This window comes from Streptoalloteichus tenebrarius (assembly GCF_024171885.1).
Lineage (GTDB): Bacteria > Actinomycetota > Actinomycetes > Mycobacteriales > Pseudonocardiaceae > Streptoalloteichus > Streptoalloteichus tenebrarius.
The window spans coordinates 32,097-54,748 of record NZ_JAMTCP010000024.1; the positions used below are offsets into that span (position 1 = coordinate 32,097).

A 22,652-nucleotide genomic window follows, 5' to 3' on the forward strand; every position below is an offset into this window, starting at 1 on the left:
ACCTCCACCTTCTGGGGTCTTCGAAGCGTTGGCAGGTACCGACGGCTCCTGCCACCCCGCCGTCGCGGGTGCCGGGGCGGGCCGGCGCCGTGCGACTAGCACTCTACCCACGAGAGTGCCAGACGCTCAACGCACCCCACCCCTCGCGGCGCGCGTGTCGCCACCACCCTGCCACGGTCGGCCGCTCCCCCGGGCCCGGACCCGCCGGAACACCCGTCCGCGCGCCGGCTCGGGACCACCCGCCAGGCGGGCGGAACGCCGTCGGTGGTCGCGTCGCGGCCGGCGTTCCCGGTTATCCCCCGAAGATGGAGACTCCTGCCCTCAGCGGCCCCTCGTACTGGGAGACCAGCGCTCCCGCCCCCGACCGCGCCGACGTCGAGCTGCCCGCCGAGGTCGACGTCGCCGTCCTCGGCGCGGGCATCGCCGGGATCACCACCGCCTACCTGCTCACCCTCGCCGGCCGCTCGGTCGCCCTGGTCGAGGCGGGGCGGATCGCGTCCGGCGTCTCCGGCGCGACCACCGCCAAGGTGAGCACGCAACACGGGATGAAGTACCACCGGCTCGCCGCGCTGCACGGCCAGGAGGCCGCGGCGCGGTACGCGGACAGCCAGACGGCCGCGCTGGAGTGGATCGCCGCCGAGGTCGAGCGGCTCGGCGTGGACTGCGCCTTCCGCCGCAGGGAGAGCTGGTTGTTCACCGAGGACCCCAGGAAGGTCCCCGACCTGCGCCGCGAGGCGGAGGCCGCCGCGCGGGCCGGGCTCACCGCGGAGTTCAGGGACGCGGTCGGGCTGCCCTTCGAGACCGCGGGTGGGGTCGTGGTGACCGGGCAGGCGGAGTTCCACCCGCGCCGGTGGCTGCTCACGCTCGCCGACCGGGCCGAGGCGGCGGGTTGTGTGATCGCGGAGGGGGTCAGGGCCCTGACCGTCGAGCCGGGCGGCGACGGGCGCATCGTGCTCACCACGCGGGGGCGGCTGCGGGCGCGGGACGTCGTCGTGACCACGCACTACCCGATCCTGGACAGGGGCGTGTTCTTCGCGCGGCTGGACCCGGTGCGCGACCTCGTCGTCGCCGCGCCGGTCGACGAGCCGCCGGACGGGCTGTTCCTCGGTGTCGACAGTGGACACTCCATCCGGACCACCCCGCTCGACGACGGCCGGCACCTCCTGATCGCGCTGGGCGAGCACTCCCGGCCCGGCGCCCACGAGGACGTCGTCGCCCGGCACCGCCGGCTCGTGGAGTGGACGCGCCGGCGCTTCCCGATCGGCGCCCCCACCCACCAGTGGTCGGCCCACGACCTGGCGACCCCCGACGCCCTGCCGTACATCGGGCGCTACCTCCCCGGCGTCCACAACCTGTGGGTGGCGACCGGGTTCGGGCAGTGGGGAATGACCGGAGGCACCCTCGCCGGGCTGCTGCTGCGCGACCTCGTCACGGGCGAGGAGAACGACTGGGCCCCGTTGTACGACCCGGCGCGACGCCCCCGGCTCGGGTCCCTGCCGACCGTCGGCCGCTTCAACGCCACGGTGGCGCGGCACGCGGCGGTCGACCACGCGCGGGCGCTGGGCAACCGGCGCCAGCCGGCCGACCTCGCTCCCGGCGAGGCGACGGTCACCCGGGTCGGCTCCCGGCTCGTCGCCGCCCACCGCGACGAGGAGGGCGTCCTGCACACCGTCTCGGCCCGCTGCACGCACCTCGGGTGCCTCGTGGCGTTCAACAACGCCGAGCGGACGTGGGACTGCCCGTGCCACGGGTCGCGGTTCCGCCCCGACGGGAGCGTGCTCCACGGCCCCGCCGTGCACCCGCTGTCCCCTGTGGACGTCTCAGGGGCCGACCGCGACCGGGCGTGAGGGCCTCACGGCATCACGATCTCGGAGACGTGCAGGCCGGGATCGGCCGGGATGTCCCAGGAGGACTGTTCGACCCCCGCGGCCAGCAGGTGCGCGCCGAGCGCCGCCACCATCGCGCCATTGTCCGTGCACAGCTTCGGCCGGGGCACCCGCAGCGTGATCCCGGCGTCGGCGCACCGCTGCTCGGCCATCCACCGCAGGCGCGAGTTGGCGGCGACCCCGCCCCCGATGATCAGGTGGTCGACGCCGCGCTCCCTGGCCGCCCTGACCGTCTTCGCGGTGAGCACGTCCACCACGGCCTCCTGGAAGGACGCCGCGACGTCGGCCACCGGGACGCTCCTGCCCGCGCGCTCCGCCGCCTCCACCCACCGGGCCACGGCCGTCTTCAGCCCCGAGAAGGAGAAGTCGTAGGCGGGGTCGTGGGGTCCGGTGAGGCCGCGCGGGAAGGCGATGGCGTCCGGATCGCCCTCGCGGGCGACCCGGTCGATGTGCGGGCCGCCGGGGAACGGCAGCCCGAGCAGCCGCGCCACCTTGTCGAACGCCTCGCCGGCCGCGTCGTCGATCGTCGCGCCGAGCTGGTTGACCGGGCCAGCCAGGTCGGCGACCTCCAGCAGGCTGGAGTGGCCGCCGGAGACCAGCAACGCCAACGCCGGCCCCGGCAGCGGGCCGTGCTCCAACGTGTCGACCGCGACGTGCGCGGACAGGTGGTTCACGCCGTACAGCGGGACGCCCCACGCCGTGGCGTACGCCTTCGCCGCGGCCACGCCCACCAGCAGCGCCCCGGCCAGCCCCGGCCCCGCCGTCACCGCTACGGCGTCCACATCGGACGGCCGAACCCCGGCCACCTCCATGGCCCGCCGCACCGTCGGCACCATGGCCTCCAGGTGCGCCCGGCTGGCGACCTCCGGCACCACGCCGCCAAACCGGGCGTGCTCGTCGACGCTGGAGGCCACCTCGTCGGCCAACAGCTCGACGTGCCCGTCGGCGCGCAGGCGCACCACCCCGACCCCGGTCTCGTCGCACGAGGTCTCGATCCCGAGCACGACGGCCCCGGCGAGCGCGCTCACGACGCCGTCCTCCCGTGCTCGGCCTCGGAGACGGGGAGGCGCCGCATCGTGTACGCGTCCGCGCCCGAGGGCTGGTAGTAGCGCTTCCGCAGGCCCACGACCTCGAAGCCGTGCGCCACGTACAGGGCCATGGCCGGGGCGTTGTCGGTGCGCACCTCCAGGAACGTGGTCGCCTCGAAGGCGTCCGCCCTGCGCAGCAACGCGCGCAGCAGCCCGCGGCCGACACCCCTGCCCTGCCAGCGGGGGTCGACGCCGATGGTCTGCACGCTGGCCTCGGCCACCGGTCGCCGGCCGACGACCGCCAACCCCGCGTAGCCGACCAGCTCGTCGCCGACCCAGGCCCCGAGGTAGTAGTGCCCCTGGTCCAGCTCCGAGGCGAACACCGACTCCCGCCACGGGTCGTCGCCGGGGAACAGCTCGCGTTCCAGCTCGGCGCACCGCCCCAGGTCCTGGTAGCGCAGGCGCTCCAGCCGGGCCGGGAGCGCGGCGGCGCCCTCGGCGCTCACGACTGACTCACCCGCTTCCGGGCGCCCGGCTCCACGGCGTCGGGCCGGCGCAGGTAGAGCGGGGTCAGCGGCGCCGGGGTCGCGCGGGAGAGCACGGCGTCGGCCGCCGCGCCGACCAGCCCGGCCGGGCTGGGGAAGCCCGGCGCGGTCACGGGCAGGCCAAGCACGTCGGCGTACAGCTCCGCGCCCTGCCCGGCGGCGCGGCGCACCACCGCGCCCGCGAGGCGGTCGGCCAGCTCGGCGGGGCGTTCCACGTTCGGGCCGTCGACCCGGGCGCCGGTCTCGTCGTACCGCGCCCAGTACACCTCCCGCCGCCGCGCGTCGGTCACGACCAGCAGCTCCTGGCCCGGCGCGTCCCGGAACACGTCGTACGCGATCGCGTCCGGGGTGGCGACCGGGTACACCGGCCGGTCGAGCGCGTGGCCGAGCGCGGCCGCCGTGACCAGGCCGACCCGCAGACCGGTGAACGGGCCGGGGCCGGCGCCGCAGACGAGGGCGTCCACGTCGCCGAGGGCGGCGCCCGCCTCGGCCACGACCTCCCTGACCTGCGGGGTCAGCAGCTCCCCGTGGGCGCGGGCGTTGACGGTGACGCGCGACGCGAGGGTGCGCGGCCCCGCCGCCGCGTCGAGCTGGACCAACCCGGTGGTGACGGCCGGCGTGGCGGTGTCAATCGCGAGGACGAGCACCCGTCCAGCGTAGGGCGCGCCCCGGGGACCGCGTGCGGCACGTCGGCCCCGAGCCGGGCGGGCCGCCTCAGAGCCTCAGACGTCGAAGGACGCGCGCAGCCGCGACTCCCAGCTCTCCCCGTGCGGCTCGAACCGGGCGACGCGGACGTCGTCCTGCCGGCGGTCCAGTCGCACGATCAGGTGATCCTCGGACAGTCGCTCCGCGACGCCCTCACCCCACTCGACGACCACCGCGGCGTCGGTCAGGTCGGTGTCCAGGTCGAGGTCGTCCAGCTCGTCCAGCCCGTTGAGCCGGTAGGCGTCGACGTGGACCAGCGGGACGCCCCGCCCGCCGGGCGCGGGACGGTGCACGCGGGCGATCACGAACGTCGGGGAGTTCACCTGACCGGCCACGCCCATGCCGGCGGCGATCCCGCGCACCGTCGCCGTCTTGCCCGCGCCCAGCGGGCCGGACAGCAGCACCAGGTCGCCGGCGCGCAGCACCTCGCCCAGCCGTCGGCCGAACTCCACGGTGTCCGTGACGTCCGGCAGCTCCACGGCGATGTCCTCGATCCGCGACACGGTCACGCTCGCCTCTCCACCCACTCGCCCTCGTCGCCCCGATCCAGCCCGAGCCCGTCCGGCCCGACCCCGTTCGGTCCGACGCCGTCGAGCCCCGCTCTGCCGAGACCAGCCCCGTCGAGGTCAGCCCGGTCCAGGTCAACTCGGTCGAGGCCGACTCTGTCGCGCCCCGGCTGGTCGAGCCCAGCCGCCCCGTCGGCCCCGCTCCTGGCGGTCCCGCACCGAACCGCGCAGCGCCGCAGGAACGCGGCCACCAGCTCGTCGACCAGCTCCGGCTGCTCCAACCCCACCATGTGCCCCGCGCCGGGCACCCTGACCAGCTCGGCGTCCGGCAGCTCGGCGGCGATCACCTCGGAGTGCGCGAACGGCGTGATCTGGTCGGCATCGCCGGCCATCACGAGCACCTCGCACTGCCGCAGGCCGGCCAGGGCGGCGTACCGGTGGTGGGAGCCCAGTGTGGGGAGGAAGTCCGTGATCGCGCGCACGGAGGTCTCGGCGAGCATGCGGTGCACCAGGTCCACGCGTCGCGGGTCCACGCGGCGGTCGCCGAACGCGAGCGCCCGCACCGCGCCCCAGTTGAGGTGGTCGCCGACCCGGCGGACGCGTTCGAGCAGCCCCGGCTGCCACCCGGCCAGGGTGGCCAGGCCGAGCGTCACCGGGTTGTAGCGGGACAGCACCGGGCGCGGCAGGCCGTGCCGGCCGATCTCGCCGGCCGAGGTGCCGAGCAGGGCGACGCCGACCACCCGCTCCAGGAACAGCTCGGGCCGCAGCTCGGCCAGCGCCATGATCGTCATGCCGCCCATCGAGTGCCCGACCAGCACGACCGGTCCGGTCGGCGCGACCGCCCGCAGCACCGCGTCCAGGTCGCGGCCGAGCTGGTCCAGGGTGCAGCTCGCCCGGGGGGACGACCCCGAGCGCCCGTGCCCGCGCTGGTCGTAGCGCACCAGCCGCACGCGGGGGTTGGTCAGCTCGGGGAGGTCGAGCCGCTGGAAGTGCCACGACCGCCGGTCGAGCGTGTACCCGTGCACCAGGACGACGGTGAGGTCGGGCTCGCCGCCGTCGGCCGGGTCGACCTCCTCCACCGACAGCGGGACGCCGTCGTCGGCGGCCACCGTGCACTCGCGGTCGGCCGGCGGATCGATCAGCGGCTCCCGGTCCGCGCGTCGACGCGCGCGGGACCGCGACGCCGTCACCCCGACCACGAGACCGGTGACCGCGCCCGCCACACCGCCGGCGAGCCCGACGGCACGCCAGAGGGGTTTCACGAGCTGACCCCGGTGGGTGTCCGCCGGTCCTGGCCTCGACCGGCGCGCTCGGCCTGGTCGGCGGGGCCGGCCTGCTCAGCCTGACTAGCGCGGTCGGTCTGCTCAGCCCGGTCGGTCTGCTCAGCGCGGTCGCCCTGGTCGGCGCGGCTCGTCGTCGTACGCACCACCCGGGGCCGGACCATCCCGGTAACGATCTCGTAGTGGATGGTGCCGAGCGTGTCGGCCCACTCCTGCGCGGTGGGCTCGCCGCGGTCGCCGGGGCCGAACAACACGACCTCCTCGCCCTCGGCCACCGGGTCGTCGCCGCAGTCGACCACGATCTGGTCCATGCAGACGCGCCCGACCACCGGTCGCCGCCGGCCCGCCAGCCAGACCTCCATCCGGCCGCTGAGCGCCCGCGGCACGCCGTCGGCGTAACCGGTGGGGACCAGCGCCAGCGTGGTGTCCTTCGGCGTGACCCACGTGCGGCCGTAGGACACGGCCTCGCCGGCGGGCACGCGCTTCACGAACGCCACCCTGGCGCGGAAGGTCATGGCCGGCCGCAGGCCGAAGTCGCCGGCCCACGGCACCGGGTTGAGGCCGTAGGCGGCCACCCCGGGGCGGACCAGGTCGAAGTGCAGGTCGGGGCGGGTGAGCAGCGCCGCGGAGTTGCTGATGTGCCGGATCGGCGTCAGGCCGGCCGCCCTGGCCACGTCGTAGGCCGCCGCGAACCGTTCGGCCTGCGCGTCGACGGAGGGGTGGTTCGGCTCGTCGGCCGCGGCCAGGTGGGACCAAACGGCCACGACCTCGGCCTCCCCAGCCGCCTGGGCCGCCGCCGCGGCCGCGACCAGCTCCGGCCAGTGGTCCGGCGGGCAGCCGTTGCGGCAGAGGCCGGTGTCGATCTTGAGGTGCAGGCGGGCCGGGCGGCCGACCGCGCGCGCCCCGGCCAGGACCGCGTCGAGGGCGCGGAGGGAGGACACGGAGAGGTCGACGTCGGCCGCCACGGCGGGCGCGAAGTCCTCGTCCGGGACGTGCAGCCAGGACAGCACCGGCGCGGTGACACCGGCCCGGCGCAGCGCCAGCGCCTCGTCCAGGTGACACACGCCGATCCAGCTCGCGCCGGCCTCCAGCGCCGCGCGAGCGACCTGGACAGCGCCGTGGCCGTACCCGTCGGCCTTGACCACGACCATGGTTCGTGCGCCGGAGCGGTTCGCCCGGTCGGCGAGCAGCCCGACGTTGTGCCGCACCGCGTCCAGGTCGACCACGACCTCGGCGCGGGGGAATGCTCCGTCCTGCGCAGTCATAACCCTGCTATCGTGGCACAGCGCGCTGCTCCGCCTCGGCCGCGTCCGCCGTGCCCTCGGCCACCGACGCCGCGCCACGCCCCGCCTTCACCGAGGTCAGCCCCCACCCGCCCTGGGGGGCGACCCCTGCACCAGCCTATCCGCCCACCACGGAGCGTCAAAGTGCCTCACGCTGCGCTGTGGACAACTCGGGCACCTGTGGACAACTCCACTCACCACAGGATGAATTCATCCCCCCAAGCGGCGGGAGATGCGTGGCAGGTCTTGCGTTCGCCGCCTGCAAGCAGGAACAGCGGCGCCGCCCCAGCGCGCCCGACATCCGGACACCGGAGCCGCTCGAACTCGGCCCCTCCGGCCTCGGCACGAGCCGGCCTCGGCTCACACCGACGTCAGCACGAGCCAGACCTCGTCCGCCGGAACTCAGAGGCCCGAACTCAGAGCCAGCCCTTCTCCTCCCACGTGGACTGGTACGCCCGGACCAGCCACCGGTTGGCCCTGTCCTCGTCGGGCTCCTCCGGCAGCGGGGACGTGTGCGCCAGCTCCCGGAGCCGCGCCTCGAACTCCGCCGCCGCGTCCAGCGCGAACTCCCTGCTCAGCTCGCCCTCGCGCAGCCGGCCGAGCCGCTCGCGCCACGGCTGGGCGATGGGCAAGGTGATCCGGCCCGTCTCCAGCAGCTCCACGCCCTGGAGGCCGAGGCGAACCATGTGGTACGCGAACTTCGTGTCGAAGCCGTGGCGTTCGACCAGCTCCGGCCGCGCACCCCCCTTCTCCCCCAGCAGGCGGGCCGTTGGGCGTCGAGGTAGCCGAGGAAGCGGCGCGCCGTCCGGCGTGAGAGGACCAGCTCCGGCGTGGCCCTCAGCTCCCGGCCCAGGCGCGTGGCGAGGACGACCTCGCTCTCCGGCACGAACAGCGGGAGGATCACCGTCGGGTTGCCGTGCAGGGCGAGCCGCATCCACTTCCGGAGCGAGCCGGGAACGGTAGCCACGAACCGGGGGACGACGCACCGAATTTCCCGGAGCGACCTACGCCGACGCGGCCGCGGCGGTGCGCACCATCCGGACGGCGTCCGGGATCGCCCGCAGGAGCGCGGACGCCCCGATCGGCGCCCCGTCGGCGGCGAGGTCGCCGGCGAGCTCGTGCACCCCGGCGGCGCACCCGGCCGCCAGCCACGGGTCCGTCCCGGCGGCCAGCAGCGCGCCGATCAGCCCGGACAGCACGTCACCCGATCCCGCCGTGGCAGGCCAGGCTCCGCGCGCCCGGTTCACCAGGACCCGCCCGTCCGGCGCGGCCACCACCGTCGTGTGCCCCTTGAGCAGCACCACGGCGTTGTACCGCTCGGCCGCCCGGCGCGCCGCCGCCACCCGGTCGGCGCCCACGTCCCCGGCCAGCCGCGCGAACTCGCGCTCGTGCGGGGTGAGCACCAAGGGCGTGTCCGGGTCCCTGGCGTCCCACAGCTCGGGGGTCGACGCGAGCAGGTTGATCGCGTCGGCGTCGGCGCACACCGGCACCCCCTGCCCGAGGGCGTGGGCCAGCACGTCACGTCCGGCCGCGCCGGTGCCCAGTCCCGGGCCGACCACCCACGCCTGCACGCGCCCGGCGTCGCCGATCGAGCCGGTGGCCACCACCTCGGGCCACCGGGTGCGCACCGCGTCGGCCGCCGGCCCGGCGTACCGGACCATGCCGGAGGTGGCGAGCACGGCCGCGCCCGTGGCGAGCACGGCGGCGCCGGGATAGGCCGCCGAGCCGGCCGCCACCCCGGTGACGCCCTGCGTGTACTTGTCGTCCTCCGGCCCCGGCACGGGCCAGAGGGCGCCGAGGTCGGCCGCGTCGAGCAGCACGATGTCGGGCTCGCCCAGCTCGTCGCCCAGACCGATGTCGGCGACGCTCACCGCGCCCGCGAACACCGCTCCCTCGCCGAGCACGTGCCCCGGCTTGCGCCCGCCGAAGGTGACGGTGACGTCCGCCTGGACCGCGGGGCCGCTCACCGCGCCGGTGTCCGGGTCGACCCCGCTGGGGACGTCGACCGCCACCACCAGCCCGGTCACGGCGGCGACCAGCGCCTCGGCGTCCACGCGCAGCGGACCCCGCCCCGACAACCCCACGATGCCGTCGATGACCAGGTCCGCCTCGGCGACGACCGCCCGCGCGGTCTCCCCGTCCTCGGGCACCGACACCCGTCGCCCGCCCGCCCGCCGCAGGGCGGCCAGGCCCTCGGCGTGGGCACGCTCCGGGGCGAGCAGCACCGCGGTCACCGCCACGCCACGGCGGCGCAGGAACGCGCCGGCCCACAACGCGTCGCCCCCGTTGTTCCCCGCGCCCACGAGCAGCGCGACGCGTCGGCCGGCGGTGCCGCCCGTGTGCTCGGTGAGCAGCTCGGCGGAGCGCACCGCCACGGCGAACGCCGCCCGCCGCATCAACGCGGCCTCCGGGGTCCGCTCGAAGACCCGACGCTCCGCGTCCCTGACCCGCTCGACCGTCCACACGCCCTTCATGGGGCGTCATCCTGCCCGGCGCGGGCCTCCGCCACCACGATGGCGGCGGCCAGGTCGGCGTCGTGGGTGAGCGAGACGTGCCATGAGGTGACGCCCACGGCCCGTGCGGCGGCCGCGAGCGCGCCGGAGAGGCGCAGGGTGGGCCGCCCGTCCGCCCCCGACACGACCTCGCACTCGGTCAGCAGGTAGCCGGGTGGCGCCCCGAGCGCCTTCACCGTCGCCTCCTTCGCCGCGAACCGGGCGGCCAGCGAGGCGGTGCGGCGCGGCCGTCCGTCCGACGTCGTCCGCTCCTCCGCCGTGAACACGCGCTCGACCAGGCCGGGGCTGCGCTCGACGGCGGCGGCGAACCGCCGCACGCCGACGAGGTCGGTGCCGATGCCCACGATCATGCGACTCAGGCTGCCACGCCGGCGGCGCCGGCGCGGGACGCGCTCACGGCAGGACCGCCTGGACGCTCCAGAACAGCCCCCCGCCCGCGAGGACGGCCACGGCCGCGCCGGCGAAGACCTGCGCCACGGTGTGCTTGCCCAGGACCACCCTGGACCACGCGGACAGCGCGGCCAGCGGCGCGACCAGGGCGGCCCACGGCCCGTAGAGCACGGTCAGGATGGCGACCGCGCCGGTGGCGACCGCCGAGTGCAGCGAGATCTTCCACCGCCGGGCGACCGTGATGTACAGGCAGACCGCGAGGGTGGCCAGCATCGCGGCGGCCAGGGCGATCAACGCGCCCGGCGCGCGGCCGAGCCACAGGCCGACCGAGCCGAGCAGGACCGAGCCCATGCACACGAGGAACGGCACCAGCCGGGCCTCGCGGTTGTCGACGTACCGGCCCTCCCACTGGCCGCGCCGCGCGCCGCGGACCATGACGACCATCGGGATCACCGCCGCGAACACCGCGATCCACAGCGACCAGCCCAGCGTGGGCCAGATGCGCTCGCCGGTGGCCCGCCAGCCGACGGCCAGCGGCAGGGTGACGACCCAGACCTCCGGCCCGAACACGTTGCTCGCGACGGCCGCGAGCAGGCGCCGCGGCTCGGTGGTCCCGGTGGCTGTCATCGCCGTCCCCTCTGCACTGGAAGGTGGCCCCCGCCACGTCATACGTAGCGAAGGCCACCTGTCAGTGTGAGGCAGTCCGCCGAAGGATCACTCGACCGTGACCGACTTCGCCAGGTTGCGCGGCTTGTCCACGTCGTAGCCCCTGGCCCTGGCGACCTCGGCCGCGAACACCTGGAGGGGCACCGTGGCGACCAGCGGCTGCAACAGCGTCGGCACCGCGGGGATCTCGACGAGGTGGTCGGCGAACGGGCGGACCGTCTCGTCGCCCTCCTCGGCGATGACGATGGTGCGGGCGCCGCGGGCGCGGATCTCCTGCACGTTGGACAGCAGCTTGGAGTGCAGCACGGCCCGCCCCTTCGGGGAGGGCATGACCACCACGACCGGCAGCCCCTCCTCGATCAGCGCGATCGGGCCGTGCTTGAGCTCGCCCGCCGCGAAGCCCTCGGCGTGCATGTAGGCCAGCTCCTTGAGCTTGAGCGCGCCCTCCAGCGCCACCGGGAACCCGACGTGGCGCCCCAGGAACAGCACCGCCTTGGCGTCGGCGAGGCCGCGGGCCAGCTCCCGCACGTGCTCCACGGTCGACAGCACCCGCTGCACAGCCGCCGGCATCGCCTCCAGCTCGGCGAACTCGCGGGCCACCTCGTCCGGGTACTTGGTGCCGCGCGCGCCGGCCAGCGCCAGGCCGACCAGGTAGTTCGCCGCGATCTGGGCCAGGAAGGTCTTGGTGGCGGCCACGCCGATCTCCGGCCCGGCGTGCGTGTAGAGCACCGCGTCGGACTCGCGGGGGATCTGCGCGCCGTTGGTGTTGCAGATGGCCAGCACCCTGGCCTTCTGCTCCCTGGCGTGCCGCACGGCCTCCAGGGTGTCCATCGTCTCGCCGGACTGCGAGATCGCCACGACCAGGGTGTCGCGGTCGAGCACGGGGTCGCGGTAGCGGAACTCGCTGGCCAGCTCGACCTCGACGGGCAGCCGGCACCAGTGCTCGATGGCGTACTTGGCGACCAGGCCGGAGTGGTAGGCGGTGCCGCAGGCGACGACGAAGACCTTGTCGATGTCGCGCAGGTCCTGCGGGTCGAGGCGCTGCTCGTCGAGCACGATGCGCCCGTCCTGGAAGTGCCCGCGCAGCGTGTTGGCCAGCGCTTCGGGCTGCTCCTCGATCTCCTTGAGCATGAAGTAGTCGTGGCCGCCCTTCTCGGCGGCCGACAGGTCCCAGTCGACGCGGAACGGGCGGCCCTCGGCCGGCTCGCCGGCGAAGTCGGTGATCCGGTAGCCCTCGCGGTCGATCACGACGACCTGGTCCTGGCCCAGCTCGACGGCGTCCCTGGTGTGCTCGATGAACGCGGCCACGTCGGAGGCCAGGAAGTGCTCACCCTCACCGACGCCGACGACCAGCGGCGAGGAGCGACGGGCGGCCACCACCTGGTCGGGGTGGTCGGCGTGCGTCACGACCAGGGTGAACGCGCCCTCCAGCCGGCGGCACACGGTCCGCACGCTGGCGACGAGGTCGCCGGCGCAGTCCGAGCCGTCCAGGCCTCGGTAGGCCCTGCCGATCAGGTGCGCGGCGCTCTCGGTGTCGGTCTGGCTGACCAGCTCCACGCCCGCGGCCTCCAGCTCGGCCCGCAACTGCGCGAAGTTCTCGATGATCCCGTTGTGGATCACCGCGAGTCGCCCGGTCTCGTCCCGGTGCGGGTGGGCGTTCGGGTCCGTGGGCGCGCCGTGGGTGGCCCACCGGGTGTGCCCCATGCCGGCGGTCCCGGCGAAGCGGTCCCTGCCGACCTCGTCCAGCCTCGCCTCGAGGTTGGCCAACCGGCCGGCCTTGCGCTCGACGGCCAGGCCGCCGGCGCCGTCCAACACGGCCACACCGGCCGAGTCGTAGCCCCGGTACTCCAGCCGGCTCAGTCCCTCGAGGACCACATCGAGCGCGGACCTGTGCCCTACGTAACCAACGATCCCACACACGTCCGACAGACTAGCCAGAACGCGCTTCCACCCCGTCACCTCCGTGCGACCGTGCGCGATCGACTACCGTCCGACCACATGGCGCGCACAGCCAAGCAGGCGCTGGAGGAGCTCAGCCGGCCCGGACCGCACGAGGTGCTCCACGGGGACCTCGGTCTGGTGGGGCTGCCGGGACTGGTGCTCACCCCGCGCTCGGGGCTGGGCCTGCCGGCGGTGGCGTTCGGGCACGGCTGGATGCAGCCGCCGCAGCGGTACCGGGAGCTGATGCGGCACCTGGCGTCGTGGGGGATCGTGGTCGCGGCCCCCGCCACCCAGCGCGGCCCGCTGGCCTCGCACCGGCTGTTCGCCGCCGACCTGAGCACCGCGTTGGACGTGTGCGCCGGGGTGCGCCTCGGTGACGGCGGGATCAGCGTGGACCCGGAGCGGCTCGGGGTGGCCGGCCACTCGTTCGGCGCGGGGTGCGCGGTGCTCGCCGCCGCCCAGGACGAGCGGGTGCGCGCGGTGGCGACGCTGGCGCCGGCGGAGTCCCGCCCGTCCGCGCTGGCCGTGGCCGGCCGCTGCCGGATGCCCGCCCTGCACGTGGCGGCGGGGCGCGACCGCCTCGCCCCGTCGGTGGCCCACGCCGAGCCCCTCGCGCGGGCGTGGGCGGGGCCGGTGACGTTGCGGACCGTCGGGAAGGCGACCCACCTGGGTTTCACCGAGGGGCGTCACTACAGCGACCTGCTGCTGGACGGCGCGCCGGAACGGGGCACGCGGCGGCTGGCGAGGGCGTTGCTGACCGCGTTCTTCCTCCGGCACCTCGCCGGCCGACGGGACTACGACGTGCTCCTGTCCGAGGACGTGCGCGGGTGCCCGATCGACCTCACGCGGGGTCCGTTGGCCGGCGCCGCCGCACGGTGACGTCGACCGTCCTCGGCGCACCGTCTTCCTCGCACCGTCTCGTTCGCACTGTCCCGACTGGGCGTCCCCTGTCCACGGTCCCCCGCCGATCCGTCCGGTTCGCACCGCCGGGGAAAAACCGGAAACCGTCCGAACTAGACTGTCCTCAGTAGACGAACTGGCTGACAGGACGCCGAGGTGCCCGAAAAGGACGGCTGCCATGTCCACAGAGGACACGGCAGCCGTTCGCCCTCCGGCCGGCCGGTCAGGTGAGCCAGCTCTCCTGCGAGTAGTCCTCGTCGTCATCGACGGGCGCGGGTCGGGCAGCGCGGGGCCGCTGCGCCGGGAGAGCGGGCGCCACCGGGGACAGCGGCGGCGCGGAGAACGACGGCCCCGACGACGCGGACGCCGGCGACGCGCCCTGCGGTTGCGGCCGGGCCGTCTCCTCGTCGTCGTCGAAGAACTGGTGCTCCCCGACACCGCTGTGCCGCGCCGCCGTGGGGGGTTGCGGCTTCTCCATGGCGTTCTCGAACTTGTCGAGCAACGCCCGTTCCTCGGCGGCGAACCGTTCGGTGATCTCCTTGGTCCGCTGCGCGTGCCGCTCCTTGCTCTCCTCCAGCTCGGCGCCCAGGTCCGACATCCGCCGACGGAGGTCGGCGGAGCTCTCGTCGAACAACTGCTGGATGGCCGGGTCGATCCTCACCGCCGCTCCTTCCCCTCAGCCGCCTCGGCGGTGTTCTCGCGGGACACCCGGTCGGCCGACGACATCACCGCTTCTCCTCCCCGAGGACGCCCCGCATGCGATGCACGGCGGACTGCTCGTCGTCGTTGAAGAGCTGACCGCCCTGGGCGCGCCACTGGTTGCCGCCGCGTTGCTGATCGCCGCCGGCTCCACCGTGGGCGCCCATGCCACCGCCCATCATCGGCATGCCGCCGCCCATCATGCCGGCCTGTCCCGCGTTGGGGCCGCTGGCCGAGCCGCCGCCCTGGTCGGGCATGCCGGCCAGGCCCGCACCGCCCGGCCCGTTGGCCTGCGGAGCGTGGGTGCTGGCCAGGCCGCTCTGCTCCGGTCCCGGCGCGCCGGCGGGGCCGGCCTGCTGGCTCCAGGAGGCCGGGTTCATGGCCGAGTAGCCACCGGGCCCGTACCCCGCCGAGGCGTAGCCGGCCTGTCCGTCCTGAGCGCCGTGTCCCTGGGCGCCGTATCCCTGGCCGGCCAGTCCCGCCTGGCCTCCGCCGTACCCGTGCGGCTGCCCGTCCTGTCCCGACGCGAAGCCGAGCGGGTTGAGCGGCGCGAACCCAGCGCTCGCCGGCGCGGTGGTGGCGGGGGCGGTCACGCCCGGTCCCGTCGGAGACGTGTCGGGGTACGGCATCGGCCCCACGGGAGCCGAGGGCGGCACCGAGGGCTGCCAGCCGCCCGGAGGCGCGGGGGCCGGGCCCACCGGGGCCGGACCTCCCGGGGGCATCGCCGCGCCGCCCCCGCCAGGACCCCAGCTCGACGGGTCGGCGGGAGCTGGTCCGACCGGACCGTAGGGCGCGGGAGGCCCGTACGGCGCCGGCCCGCCCTGCCCGGGGCCGGGGAAGACCGGGTTGTGCGGGGCGGGCGCGACCGGGTGGGTGAACTCCTCCCTGGGGCCGCTGGCGGCCGGGGCCACCGGGTGCGCGAACTCGTCCCTCGGGCCGCTCGCGACCGGGGCCACGGGGTGGACGAACTCCCCGCGCTGACCGCCGAACGGCGGGCGCGGGTCGTCCTGCCCCACCGGGTAGGGCTGGGTGAAGTACTGCTGCCCGTGCCTCGGCTGTTCGCCCTGGGGGTAGCCGATCGGGGACACGGGGGGCCGCTGCCCGCCGCCGTGCCCGCCCTGCTGGAGGCCGTCGGGCCGGGTGCCGGCGGCGCCGTCCTGCTTGGCCTGGCCCTTCTCGTCGAAGTCCAGCTCGTAGGTGGTCGGCTTGGAGCCGTCACCGGCGTCGACGGTCACCGTGACCCGGTCGGGCGCGCCGGGCGGGTGGGACGCGGTGATGGTCAGCTCGCCGTCGCGGATGACGGCCTTCCCGTCGGGGCCGGGCTGGAGGAGCTGCTCGCCGCTCACCTGGAGCGGCGGCGGGACGGCGCCGGACCCGCCCTGTCCCGGTGCGGGGTGCCCGAGCGGCTGCCCCGGGGTCGCCGGGTGCCCCGGAGAGGTCGGCTGCCCCGGCTGGGAGAGGTGGCCGCCCTCGCCCGGCCGCAGGTCCATGGTCCGCATCAGCGGCTTGCCGTCCGGGCCGAGCGCTCCGGGGCCGGCCCCGTCCTTCGGCGTGGCCATGCCAAAGTCGATGTTGTAGGTCTTCGGCTTGCCGTCGGGACCCGTCACGCTGATCTTCACGTCGCCCTGGCCGTCCGGGCTGTTCACCGTGATCTTGCGCCCGTGGTCCTCGATCGTCACGCTCTCCTGCTTGCGCGGATCGACGTCGCCCGGCTTGAGCCTGGTCGGGCCGGTCGACACGTCGGGCGTCGGTTCCTTGGGCTTCAGATCGTCCACGGCCGGCACCGGAGGCGTCTTGATGTCCCCGCCACCGGTGTTGCCGTTGCCACCGCCGACGTTGCCGTTGCCGGTGCCGCCGCCGACGACACCCTTCCCGTCACCCCTGTCGTCGCCCTTCGGGTCCGGCGTGTAGTCCCCGGCCTGGACGTCCTTGAAGGCGTCGGGGTGCACGTCGCCGATGGCCTGCTGGAGCTTCTGCCAGGACTCGCCGATCCCGCGCTGGATGGCGGCGCACGCCTCCCGGAAGATCCGGTACCGGTTCGCGAAGTCCTGCGTGAACAGGTCGAGCTTCTGCTTGGCCTCGTTGACCTTGCCCTCGATGGCCTTCTTGACGTCGTTCATGTGGATCACGCCGCCCACCAGCGGCGCGAACAGACCGGTCATCGCGCCGATGACACCGGCCTTCAGGGTGATCTTCAGGCTCTCCCCGAACGACAGCGTGGCGTCGCCCTTGGCCACCTTGATGGCCTCGCGGACGTCGTCCTCCGACATGCCGGCGCACCGCTCGTCGTACAGGTCGTGCACGCGCTTGGCGAACTCTCGGACCTTGTTCTGCGCGTCGCCGGAGGCCGCGGCCACGGCCTGCGCCGCCCGTTTGAGGTCGCCGGAGACGACGCTGCCGCCCATGTCGACCTTGCCCATGTGGGCGAACGCGGCCTGGGCGCCGGTCCCCTGCCACGTGCTCTGGAGCGGCTTGGCCGCGTTGGCCATGCCGACCTTGGCCTCGTCGAGCTTGCCGCCGGCCTCGTTCAGTTTGTTGGCCGCGTGGCGGAACGCGCCGAAATCGATGTCGCGGACCTTGTCGTATTCCGCGTAGACGTCGCGCCGCAGGTCGATGTCGCCGTTCTGCCCCCCGCCCTTGCCGGTGACGCCCATCGCCTCCTTGTAGAGCGGGAGGAACTTCTCGAAGAATCGCAGGCCCGGCGCGCCGTCGTCGAGCAGGTGGTTGGAGTTCGCGACGTCACCGCCCTGTTCCAGGCGCTTGATGCTGGTGCCGACCTCGCGGTACTCCTTGGCCTTGGCGATCGCCGCGTCGACCTGGCCGCCATCCATGGCATGCAGATCGAGCAATACGCCGTACTTCTCCGCGTACTGGTAGTAGTCGTTCGTGGGATCGACGGCGCCGAGCGCGAAGACGAGGTTCTTCTTCTGTTCCTCGGGAACGTCCGGGCTGTTGAGGAGTTCGCGGATCTCCTTGCCCTTGGCCTGGTCAGGCACAGTGCGTCCCCTTCAGGTTGGCCGCGTTGCCCTGCTCGGTCCTCGCGTACTCGCCGGCGGTCTCGGTGAGCTTCTGGGCGACCTCGTTCGCCTTCGCGCCGTAGGCGGCCGTGTTCGCGGCCAGCTTGGCGACCAACTCGCCGAACGCGGCCCCGAAGGGGCGGAACTGCTGGTCACGGCCGAACTTGCCCGGGTCGATCCTGGCGGCCTCGACCACCGCCTTCTGGTCGGTGACGACCTGCCCGTGCTGCTGGTACCCCTTCGCGGCCGAGGTGAGGTCGGCGGATGAGACGCCGAGCTTCCCGGTCATACGGCCCCCTCCATGATGCTTCCCACCCACGTGGTCCCCCCGGCCACGGCGACGCCCGAGGCGACGATCCGCGCTTCGGACGCCCGGGAACGGACCAGGGTTCCCATGGTGCCAGGCCGATCACGCGGAGAGGTCCACTTCGCACGCGATGCTCGCTTTCGCGAAGGCAGCGGCGCCGCGCGGCGAGGTGCGTCAGGGCGAGGCGGGGACGAACCGGTGGAAACCGACGAACGTCAGCGTGGGTTCGGGCGGCGAGCCCTCAGCCGCCCCACTGCTGGGGCGGCGGGCCGGACGGGGGCTGCGCCGGGTAGCCCGGCGGCGGGGTGGTCGGTGGCTGCGGCACCCCGGCCTGCCCGGGGTGGTGGTACGGCCCGGGAGGAGGAGCGCCATAACCGGGCTGCGACCCGTGGCCTGCCGGTGCGCCATAACCGGGCGGTGCGCCATGACCGGGCGGTGGGCCGTATCCGGGCGCGGGGCCGTGACCCGCCGGCGGCCAGCCGCTCGGCGGCTGCTTGGGGCGTCGGGAGCGCAGCGCGAGGACCAGGACCACGACCAGCACCGCGACCACGGCGAACACGATGATCGCCAGCTCGATGACCTTGAGCCCCACCGCCGCACCCCCTCCCGACCGGCCGGGCTCAGCCGACCGACGACACCACGCCGGCCAGCCGGTGGGCGACCGCCTCGGCCGCGTCCTGGCTCGGCGCCTCGACCATGACCCGGACGAGCTGCTCGGTCCCGGAGGGGCGCAGCAGCACCCTGCCCTGGCCGGCCAGCTCGGCCTCGACGGCGGCGACCGCCTCGGCCACCGAGGGGGCGCTGACCACCGCGGCCTTGTCGCTGACCGGAACGTTGACCAGCACCTGCGGCAGCCGTCGCATCACGGAGGCCAGCTCGGCCAGCGGCCGGCCGGTGCCCGCCATGCGCGCCATGAGCCGCATCGCGGTGAGCAGGCCGTCGCCGGTGGTCGCGTGGGCCGGCAGCACGACGTGGCCGGACTGCTCGCCGCCCAGCGAGTACCCGCCCGCGCGCAGCTCCTCCAGCACGTACCGGTCGCCCACGGCGGTGGTCCGCAGGGTGACGCCGTGCGCGCGCATGGCCAGGTGCAGCCCCAGGTTGCTCATCACCGTGGCGACCAGCGTGTCCTGGGCCAGCTCGCCGCTCTCCTTCATGGCGAGGGCGAGGACGGCCATGATCTGGTCGCCGTCGACCGGCTCCCCCGCCGCGTCCACCGCGAGGCAGCGGTCGGCGTCACCGTCGTGGGCGATGCCCAGATCGGCGCCGTGCGTGACGACCGCCGCGCGGAGCTGGTCGAGGTGCGTGGACCCGCACCGGTCGTTGATGTTCACCCCGTCGGGGGAGGCGTGCAGCGCGACCACCTCGGCGCCCGCCCGCCGGTACGCCTCGGGGGCCACGGTCGAGGCGGCGCCGTTGGCGCAGTCGACGACCACGCGCAGCCCGGTCAGCGGCTGCGGCACGGCGACCAGCAGGTGGTCGACGTAGCGCCGGGCGGCGTCCGTCACGTCCCGCACCCGGCCGATGCCGGCCCCGGTCGGCCGCGCCGCGGTGTCCGTCAGGCGGGCGGCGATCTCGTCCTCCACCGCGTCGGGCAGCTTGTGGCCGCCCGCAGCGAAGAGCTTGATCCCGTTGTCCGGCATCGGGTTGTGCGAGGCCGAGATCATCACGCCCAAGTCGGCGTCGAGCTGGCCGACCAGGTGGGCCACGGCGGGCGTGGGGAGCACGCCGACCCGCAGGACGTCGGCGCCGGCGGCGGCCAGGCCCGCGGTCACCGCGGCCTCCAGCATCTCGCCGCTGACCCGGGGGTCACGGCCGACCACGGCGACGGGGCGGTGCGTCCTGTCGCGTTCGCCCAGCACCCTGGCGGCCGCGGCGGCCACCGCGAGCGCGAGTTCCGGGGTCAGGTCGGCGTTGGCCAAACCACGCACTCCGTCGGTGCCGAACAGGCGCGCCATGGGTTCCGGGACCTCCTGCGAGACGACGTCGAGGGGACGCAGCGAAGAAGCGGCGGGGAAGGAACGAGGAAGAAACTACGACGAAAGCACTACGGGAGCAGCCACCCGACAGACGGATGACTGCTCCCGTAGGTTGTCCCACTCTGGCCCTGGCCAGGCAGGCGCGTCAGCGCTTGCTGTACTGCGGAGCCTTACGGGCCTTCTTGAGGCCGTACTTCTTCCGCTCCTTGGCCCGCGCGTCGCGGGTGAGGAAGCCGGCCTTCTTCAGCGCCGGGCGGTCGTCCTCGTCCAGGGCGACCAGCGCGCGGGCGATGGCCAGGCGCAGCGCGCCGGCCTGGCCGGTGATGCCGCCACCGCGCAGGTTGGCGATCACGTCGTACTGCTCGGCCCGCTCCACGGTCACCAGCGGCTCGCGGATGAGCTGCTGGTGCACCTTGCTCGGGAAGTAGGCGTCGAGGGTCTTGCCGTTGACCGTGAACTTGCCGGTGCCCGGAACGAGCCGGACCCGCACCACGGCCTCCTTGCGGCGGCCGACGGTCTGGACGGGCTTGTCGCTCACGACCGGGGCGGCGTACTCGGCCACCAGGGTGTCGGCGGTCTCAGCGGTCTCAGGAGTGGTCACGCTCTGGTCCTCAAGTGCGTCGGTCACTGGGCAACCTTGGTGATCTCGAACGGCTTCGGCTGCTGGGCGGCGTGCGGGTGCTCGGCGCCCGCGTACACCTTCAGCTTGCGGCCCATGGCGCGGCCGAGCCTGTTCTTCGGCAGCATGCCCTTGACGGCCTTCTCGACCAGCCGCTCGGGGTGCTTGTCCAGCATCTCGCCGAACGAGCGCTTCTTCAGACCGCCCGGGTGACCGCTGTGGCGGTACACGAACTCCTGGTCACGCTTGTTGCCGGTCAGGGCGACCTTGTCGGCGTTGACAATGATGACGAAGTCACCCGTGTCGACGTGCGGGGCGTAGGTCGGCTTGTGCTTACCGCGCAGCAGCGTGGCGGCCTGGGTGGCAAGCCGGCCGAGCACCACGTCCTGCGCGTCGATGACGTGCCAGGCGCGCTCAACCTCGCCGGGCTTCGGGCTGTACGTGCGCACGGATCTACCTCGTCGTCACTCGCGTCGGGAAGTTGTCGCGGCGGTCACCTCGGCACGGAACGGCGGAACCGCTCGACCTCGGGGCATACGCGGCCACGTGCCGCACACCGCACAACAGCAGGAGAAGATACCCGCCCACCTGAGGCGGGGTCAAAACGGGGGTCGCCGACCAGGGCCCCTCGGGCTCGCGCGGAGCGCGGAACACCACGCCCCACGTGCGCCCGACGGGCCCCGCACGACCGCCGGCGGCGGCCGGGAGACCCCCACCCCGGGTGATGCCCGGGGCGGTTTCACCGTACCGGGTCGCGGCTGGTCATGGCAGCCCCAACCGAACGGGTGACGGGGGACGGGCGGCACGCGAGAAGGGACCGACGTCGCCGCGGTCACTCGGGGACACGCGTGGTCGGCCTCACGTCCGGACCTCGGCCGACCTCCTGGTCGGCCGAGCGGCAGAGATCATACTGCGCCGCCGACCCCGGCCGCGGGAAGGGCGTGCCGCCGTCGTCCCGGCCGGCCCCCGTCACACCGTCAGGCCCCGCATCACCCGGTCAGGTGCCATGTCATGTCACCCCGGTCGCGCCGCCACGTCCCCGCGCCGCGAGCACCGGACACGCGAAAGACCCCGGGGTCGGGGCGACCCCGGGGTCTTCGACGGTCCGAGCCGCCAGGCTCAGGCGCCCCAGCGGGAGGCGTTCTTGCGCTCCGCGTCCTGGTACTGCTCGAGGGCGTGGCCGACGGCGATGCCGATCTGGTTGAGGACCTGCTTGAGGTCGGCGGCGGCCTCGTCCCACTTGCGCTGGTGCTCGTTGTACGCGGCGGCGGCGTCACCCTCCCAGGTGGACACCAGCGGCTGGAGGCGCGACTTCAGGCTCTCGAGCTGGCCCTCGATCTTGTTGGCCGTGCTGGAGATGTCGCTCTGCGCCTGGGACAGCGCACCGAAAGTAACCTTGATCTCCATCGAAATGCCTTTCTACGTCCGAGAGTCGAGTGAGGGATGCGGTCAGGTCGGTCGACCGGTGCGCTGGATCAGACCTCGCCGCCGAGGGCGCCCAGGATCGAGTTCATGGACGACGCCTGCTCCTCCTCCTGGCGCAGGTACTCCTGCGAGGAGGCGCCCATCATGTCGGCGATGTCGCTCAGGGCGTTGTTGAGCTTGTCGGCGTCGTGCTGCCACCGCTCGATCAGCTTGTGGAACGCCGCGGCGGCGTCGCCCTTCCACGCGGCGGCCAGCGGCTCGATCTGGCCGCGCAGGCTGCTCAGCGAGCCCTGGATGTCGCTGTTGGTGTTCAGGACGTCCACGCCGGCCTGGCGCATCGTCTCCGAGTCGGTGGTGTAGGAACCGGCCATCTCGTGGGCCCCCTTGTCTCGTTCGTCCTCGTCGTCCGCGGCTTCCCGGCTCTCGCCTTCCGTCCCGGACAACACTGCGACGCAGAGGTTGCCAGTTCCGGTTCCCACCCCGGTGAGTTTTTCCGGAAGTAGTTGCGCTCGGGAACGCGACGGGGCGGGAACCGCGACTCAGTAGAGGATTCGCTCCTGGGAAAAGTCCTCGTCATCGTCGGTTTCGGCGGGTCGGCGACGGTTCGCGGCCCCTTCCCCGACGTTCCCGGAAACAAATGCCTTCTTTTGCTCGAGGGAATGTTCGGCGAGGAGTTCCGCGCCCGAGGGCAGCTCCTCCACCGGCAGTCGGTGCTCGACGCGGAACCCGGTCGCGGCCGCGCGCAGGCGCTCGGCGGTGAGCTCGTCGCGCCGCGCGGGGACCCCGCCGCGCCGCACCCGGTCGACCAGGTCCCCGGTGGCCCCGCGGAAGGCGGCGTCCCGCTCCCTCGCCTCCGCGACCGCCCGACGCCCCCGGTCGGACGCGGAGTCCACCGCCGCCAGGAACCTCCGCATGGCCTCGTCCACTTCGGACATCCGCGCCTCCCTCGCCCGTGCGCCGGCGCGG

Annotated in this window: 24 protein-coding genes; 2 read left to right on the top strand and 22 right to left on the bottom strand. The window is 74.4% G+C overall.

What is annotated here, in order from left to right; all coding sequences use genetic code 11:
* The first annotated feature begins 305 nt into the window (after positions 1-305).
* Positions 306-1,847: an FAD-dependent oxidoreductase gene (locus tag LX15_RS19480; RefSeq protein ID WP_253671053.1), complete on the top strand. Its 1,542-nt coding sequence runs from the start codon at positions 306-308 to the stop codon at positions 1,845-1,847.
* A gap of 5 nt (positions 1,848-1,852) precedes the next feature.
* Here LX15_RS19480 and tsaD read toward each other — a convergent pair whose 3' ends face one another.
* The 12 genes from tsaD to glmS all read right to left on the bottom strand — a co-directional run bounded on the left by tsaD (position 1,853) and on the right by glmS (position 12,722).
* On the bottom strand, positions 1,853-2,914 hold the full coding sequence (gene tsaD, locus LX15_RS19485) for a tRNA (adenosine(37)-N6)-threonylcarbamoyltransferase complex transferase subunit TsaD (RefSeq protein ID WP_253671054.1): 1,062 nt from the start codon (positions 2,912-2,914) through the stop codon (positions 1,853-1,855).
* Positions 2,911-3,420: a ribosomal protein S18-alanine N-acetyltransferase gene (gene rimI / locus LX15_RS19490; protein ID WP_253671055.1), complete on the bottom strand. Its 510-nt coding sequence runs from the start codon at positions 3,418-3,420 to the stop codon at positions 2,911-2,913. Before rimI ends, tsaD begins: the two co-directional genes overlap by 4 nt.
* Complete coding sequence (gene tsaB, locus LX15_RS19495) at positions 3,417-4,106, bottom strand: tRNA (adenosine(37)-N6)-threonylcarbamoyltransferase complex dimerization subunit type 1 TsaB (RefSeq protein ID WP_253671056.1); 690 nt, start codon at positions 4,104-4,106, stop codon at positions 3,417-3,419. Before tsaB ends, rimI begins: the two co-directional genes overlap by 4 nt.
* 75 nt (positions 4,107-4,181) lie before the next feature.
* Positions 4,182-4,667: a tRNA (adenosine(37)-N6)-threonylcarbamoyltransferase complex ATPase subunit type 1 TsaE gene (tsaE, locus tag LX15_RS19500; RefSeq protein ID WP_372502760.1), complete on the bottom strand. Its 486-nt coding sequence runs from the start codon at positions 4,665-4,667 to the stop codon at positions 4,182-4,184.
* A 2-nt stretch (positions 4,668-4,669) separates the two neighbouring features.
* On the bottom strand, positions 4,670-5,932 hold the full coding sequence (locus LX15_RS19505; protein ID WP_308213490.1) for an alpha/beta fold hydrolase: 1,263 nt from the start codon (positions 5,930-5,932) through the stop codon (positions 4,670-4,672).
* The gene (gene alr, locus LX15_RS19510; protein WP_253671057.1) at positions 5,929-7,215 is read right to left on the bottom strand and encodes an alanine racemase; all 1,287 of its coding nucleotides are present in this window, start codon (positions 7,213-7,215) and stop codon (positions 5,929-5,931) included. The genes LX15_RS19505 and alr overlap by 4 nt, the downstream gene beginning before the upstream one ends.
* A 434-nt stretch (positions 7,216-7,649) precedes the next feature.
* A complete protein-coding gene (locus LX15_RS19515; protein WP_253671058.1) occupies positions 7,650-7,919 on the bottom strand; it encodes a hypothetical protein in 270 nt (89 codons plus the stop codon).
* Complete coding sequence (locus tag LX15_RS19520; protein WP_253671111.1) at positions 7,808-8,167, bottom strand: DNA polymerase beta superfamily protein; 360 nt, start codon at positions 8,165-8,167, stop codon at positions 7,808-7,810. The genes LX15_RS19515 and LX15_RS19520 overlap by 112 nt, the downstream gene beginning before the upstream one ends.
* A gap of 70 nt (positions 8,168-8,237) precedes the next feature.
* A complete protein-coding gene (locus LX15_RS19525; RefSeq protein ID WP_253671059.1) occupies positions 8,238-9,707 on the bottom strand; it encodes an NAD(P)H-hydrate dehydratase in 1,470 nt (489 codons plus the stop codon).
* Complete coding sequence (locus LX15_RS19530) at positions 9,704-10,096, bottom strand: holo-ACP synthase (RefSeq protein ID WP_253671060.1); 393 nt, start codon at positions 10,094-10,096, stop codon at positions 9,704-9,706. Before LX15_RS19530 ends, LX15_RS19525 begins: the two co-directional genes overlap by 4 nt.
* Before the next feature lie 43 nt (positions 10,097-10,139).
* Positions 10,140-10,763: a hypothetical protein gene (locus tag LX15_RS19535; protein ID WP_253671061.1), complete on the bottom strand. Its 624-nt coding sequence runs from the start codon at positions 10,761-10,763 to the stop codon at positions 10,140-10,142.
* Between the two features lie 87 nt (positions 10,764-10,850).
* Positions 10,851-12,722, bottom strand: coding sequence for a glutamine--fructose-6-phosphate transaminase (isomerizing) (glmS, locus tag LX15_RS19540; RefSeq protein ID WP_253671062.1), 1,872 nt, complete (start codon positions 12,720-12,722; stop codon positions 10,851-10,853).
* Between the two features lie 78 nt (positions 12,723-12,800).
* On the opposite strand from glmS, the gene LX15_RS19545 reads away from it, so the two are divergent.
* Positions 12,801-13,622, top strand: coding sequence for a dienelactone hydrolase family protein (locus LX15_RS19545; RefSeq protein ID WP_253671063.1), 822 nt, complete (start codon positions 12,801-12,803; stop codon positions 13,620-13,622).
* Between the two features lie 244 nt (positions 13,623-13,866).
* On the opposite strand, the gene LX15_RS19550 is transcribed toward LX15_RS19545, so the two are convergent.
* The 10 genes from LX15_RS19550 to LX15_RS19595 form a co-directional block, all read right to left on the bottom strand.
* A complete protein-coding gene (locus tag LX15_RS19550) occupies positions 13,867-14,304 on the bottom strand; it encodes a hypothetical protein (protein ID WP_253671064.1) in 438 nt (145 codons plus the stop codon).
* Between the two features lie 64 nt (positions 14,305-14,368).
* The gene (locus LX15_RS19555) at positions 14,369-17,338 is read right to left on the bottom strand and encodes a WXG100 family type VII secretion target (protein ID WP_253671065.1); all 2,970 of its coding nucleotides are present in this window, start codon (positions 17,336-17,338) and stop codon (positions 14,369-14,371) included.
* Positions 17,331-17,648: a type VII secretion target gene (locus LX15_RS19560; RefSeq protein WP_253671066.1), complete on the bottom strand. Its 318-nt coding sequence runs from the start codon at positions 17,646-17,648 to the stop codon at positions 17,331-17,333. Before LX15_RS19560 ends, LX15_RS19555 begins: the two co-directional genes overlap by 8 nt.
* Positions 17,649-17,907: 259 nt before the next feature.
* Positions 17,908-18,258: a hypothetical protein gene (locus LX15_RS19565; RefSeq protein WP_253671067.1), complete on the bottom strand. Its 351-nt coding sequence runs from the start codon at positions 18,256-18,258 to the stop codon at positions 17,908-17,910.
* Between the two features lie 28 nt (positions 18,259-18,286).
* Positions 18,287-19,621, bottom strand: coding sequence for a phosphoglucosamine mutase (glmM, locus tag LX15_RS19570; protein WP_253671068.1), 1,335 nt, complete (start codon positions 19,619-19,621; stop codon positions 18,287-18,289).
* A gap of 166 nt (positions 19,622-19,787) precedes the next feature.
* Complete coding sequence (gene rpsI, locus LX15_RS19575; RefSeq protein ID WP_372502759.1) at positions 19,788-20,270, bottom strand: 30S ribosomal protein S9; 483 nt, start codon at positions 20,268-20,270, stop codon at positions 19,788-19,790.
* The gene (gene rplM, locus LX15_RS19580) at positions 20,267-20,710 is read right to left on the bottom strand and encodes a 50S ribosomal protein L13 (RefSeq protein WP_253671069.1); all 444 of its coding nucleotides are present in this window, start codon (positions 20,708-20,710) and stop codon (positions 20,267-20,269) included. Before rplM ends, rpsI begins: the two co-directional genes overlap by 4 nt.
* A 670-nt stretch (positions 20,711-21,380) precedes the next feature.
* Entirely contained in the window at positions 21,381-21,668 is a 288-nt protein-coding gene (locus tag LX15_RS19585; protein WP_253671070.1) for a WXG100 family type VII secretion target, read from the bottom strand.
* Between the two features lie 68 nt (positions 21,669-21,736).
* Positions 21,737-22,057 (bottom strand): WXG100 family type VII secretion target, encoded by a 321-nt coding sequence (locus LX15_RS19590; protein ID WP_253671071.1) that lies wholly within the window; start codon positions 22,055-22,057, stop codon positions 21,737-21,739.
* 168 nt (positions 22,058-22,225) lie between these two features.
* On the bottom strand, positions 22,226-22,621 hold the full coding sequence (locus LX15_RS19595; RefSeq protein WP_253671072.1) for a hypothetical protein: 396 nt from the start codon (positions 22,619-22,621) through the stop codon (positions 22,226-22,228).
* Between the last annotated feature and the right edge of the window lie 31 nt (positions 22,622-22,652).

Coding starts and splice junctions, on each gene's coding strand:
- LX15_RS19480 (WP_253671053.1), top strand. CDS start 306: ATGGAGACTCCTGCCCTCAGCGGCCCCTCGTACTGGGAGACCAGCGCT.
- alr (WP_253671057.1), bottom strand. CDS start 7,215: ATGACTGCGCAGGACGGAGCATTCCCCCGCGCCGAGGTCGTGGTCGAC.
- LX15_RS19515 (WP_253671058.1), bottom strand. CDS start 7,919: ATGGTTCGCCTCGGCCTCCAGGGCGTGGAGCTGCTGGAGACGGGCCGG.
- LX15_RS19520 (WP_253671111.1), bottom strand. CDS start 8,167: ATGCGGCTCGCCCTGCACGGCAACCCGACGGTGATCCTCCCGCTGTTC.
- LX15_RS19525 (WP_253671059.1), bottom strand. CDS start 9,707: ATGAAGGGCGTGTGGACGGTCGAGCGGGTCAGGGACGCGGAGCGTCGG.
- LX15_RS19530 (WP_253671060.1), bottom strand. CDS start 10,096: ATGATCGTGGGCATCGGCACCGACCTCGTCGGCGTGCGGCGGTTCGCC.
- LX15_RS19535 (WP_253671061.1), bottom strand. CDS start 10,763: ATGACAGCCACCGGGACCACCGAGCCGCGGCGCCTGCTCGCGGCCGTC.
- LX15_RS19545 (WP_253671063.1), top strand. CDS start 12,801: ATGGCGCGCACAGCCAAGCAGGCGCTGGAGGAGCTCAGCCGGCCCGGA.
- LX15_RS19560 (WP_253671066.1), bottom strand. CDS start 17,648: ATGACCGGGAAGCTCGGCGTCTCATCCGCCGACCTCACCTCGGCCGCG.
- glmM (WP_253671068.1), bottom strand. CDS start 19,621: ATGGCGCGCCTGTTCGGCACCGACGGAGTGCGTGGTTTGGCCAACGCC.
- LX15_RS19585 (WP_253671070.1), bottom strand. CDS start 21,668: ATGGAGATCAAGGTTACTTTCGGTGCGCTGTCCCAGGCGCAGAGCGAC.
- LX15_RS19590 (WP_253671071.1), bottom strand. CDS start 22,057: ATGGCCGGTTCCTACACCACCGACTCGGAGACGATGCGCCAGGCCGGC.
- LX15_RS19595 (WP_253671072.1), bottom strand. CDS start 22,621: ATGTCCGAAGTGGACGAGGCCATGCGGAGGTTCCTGGCGGCGGTGGAC.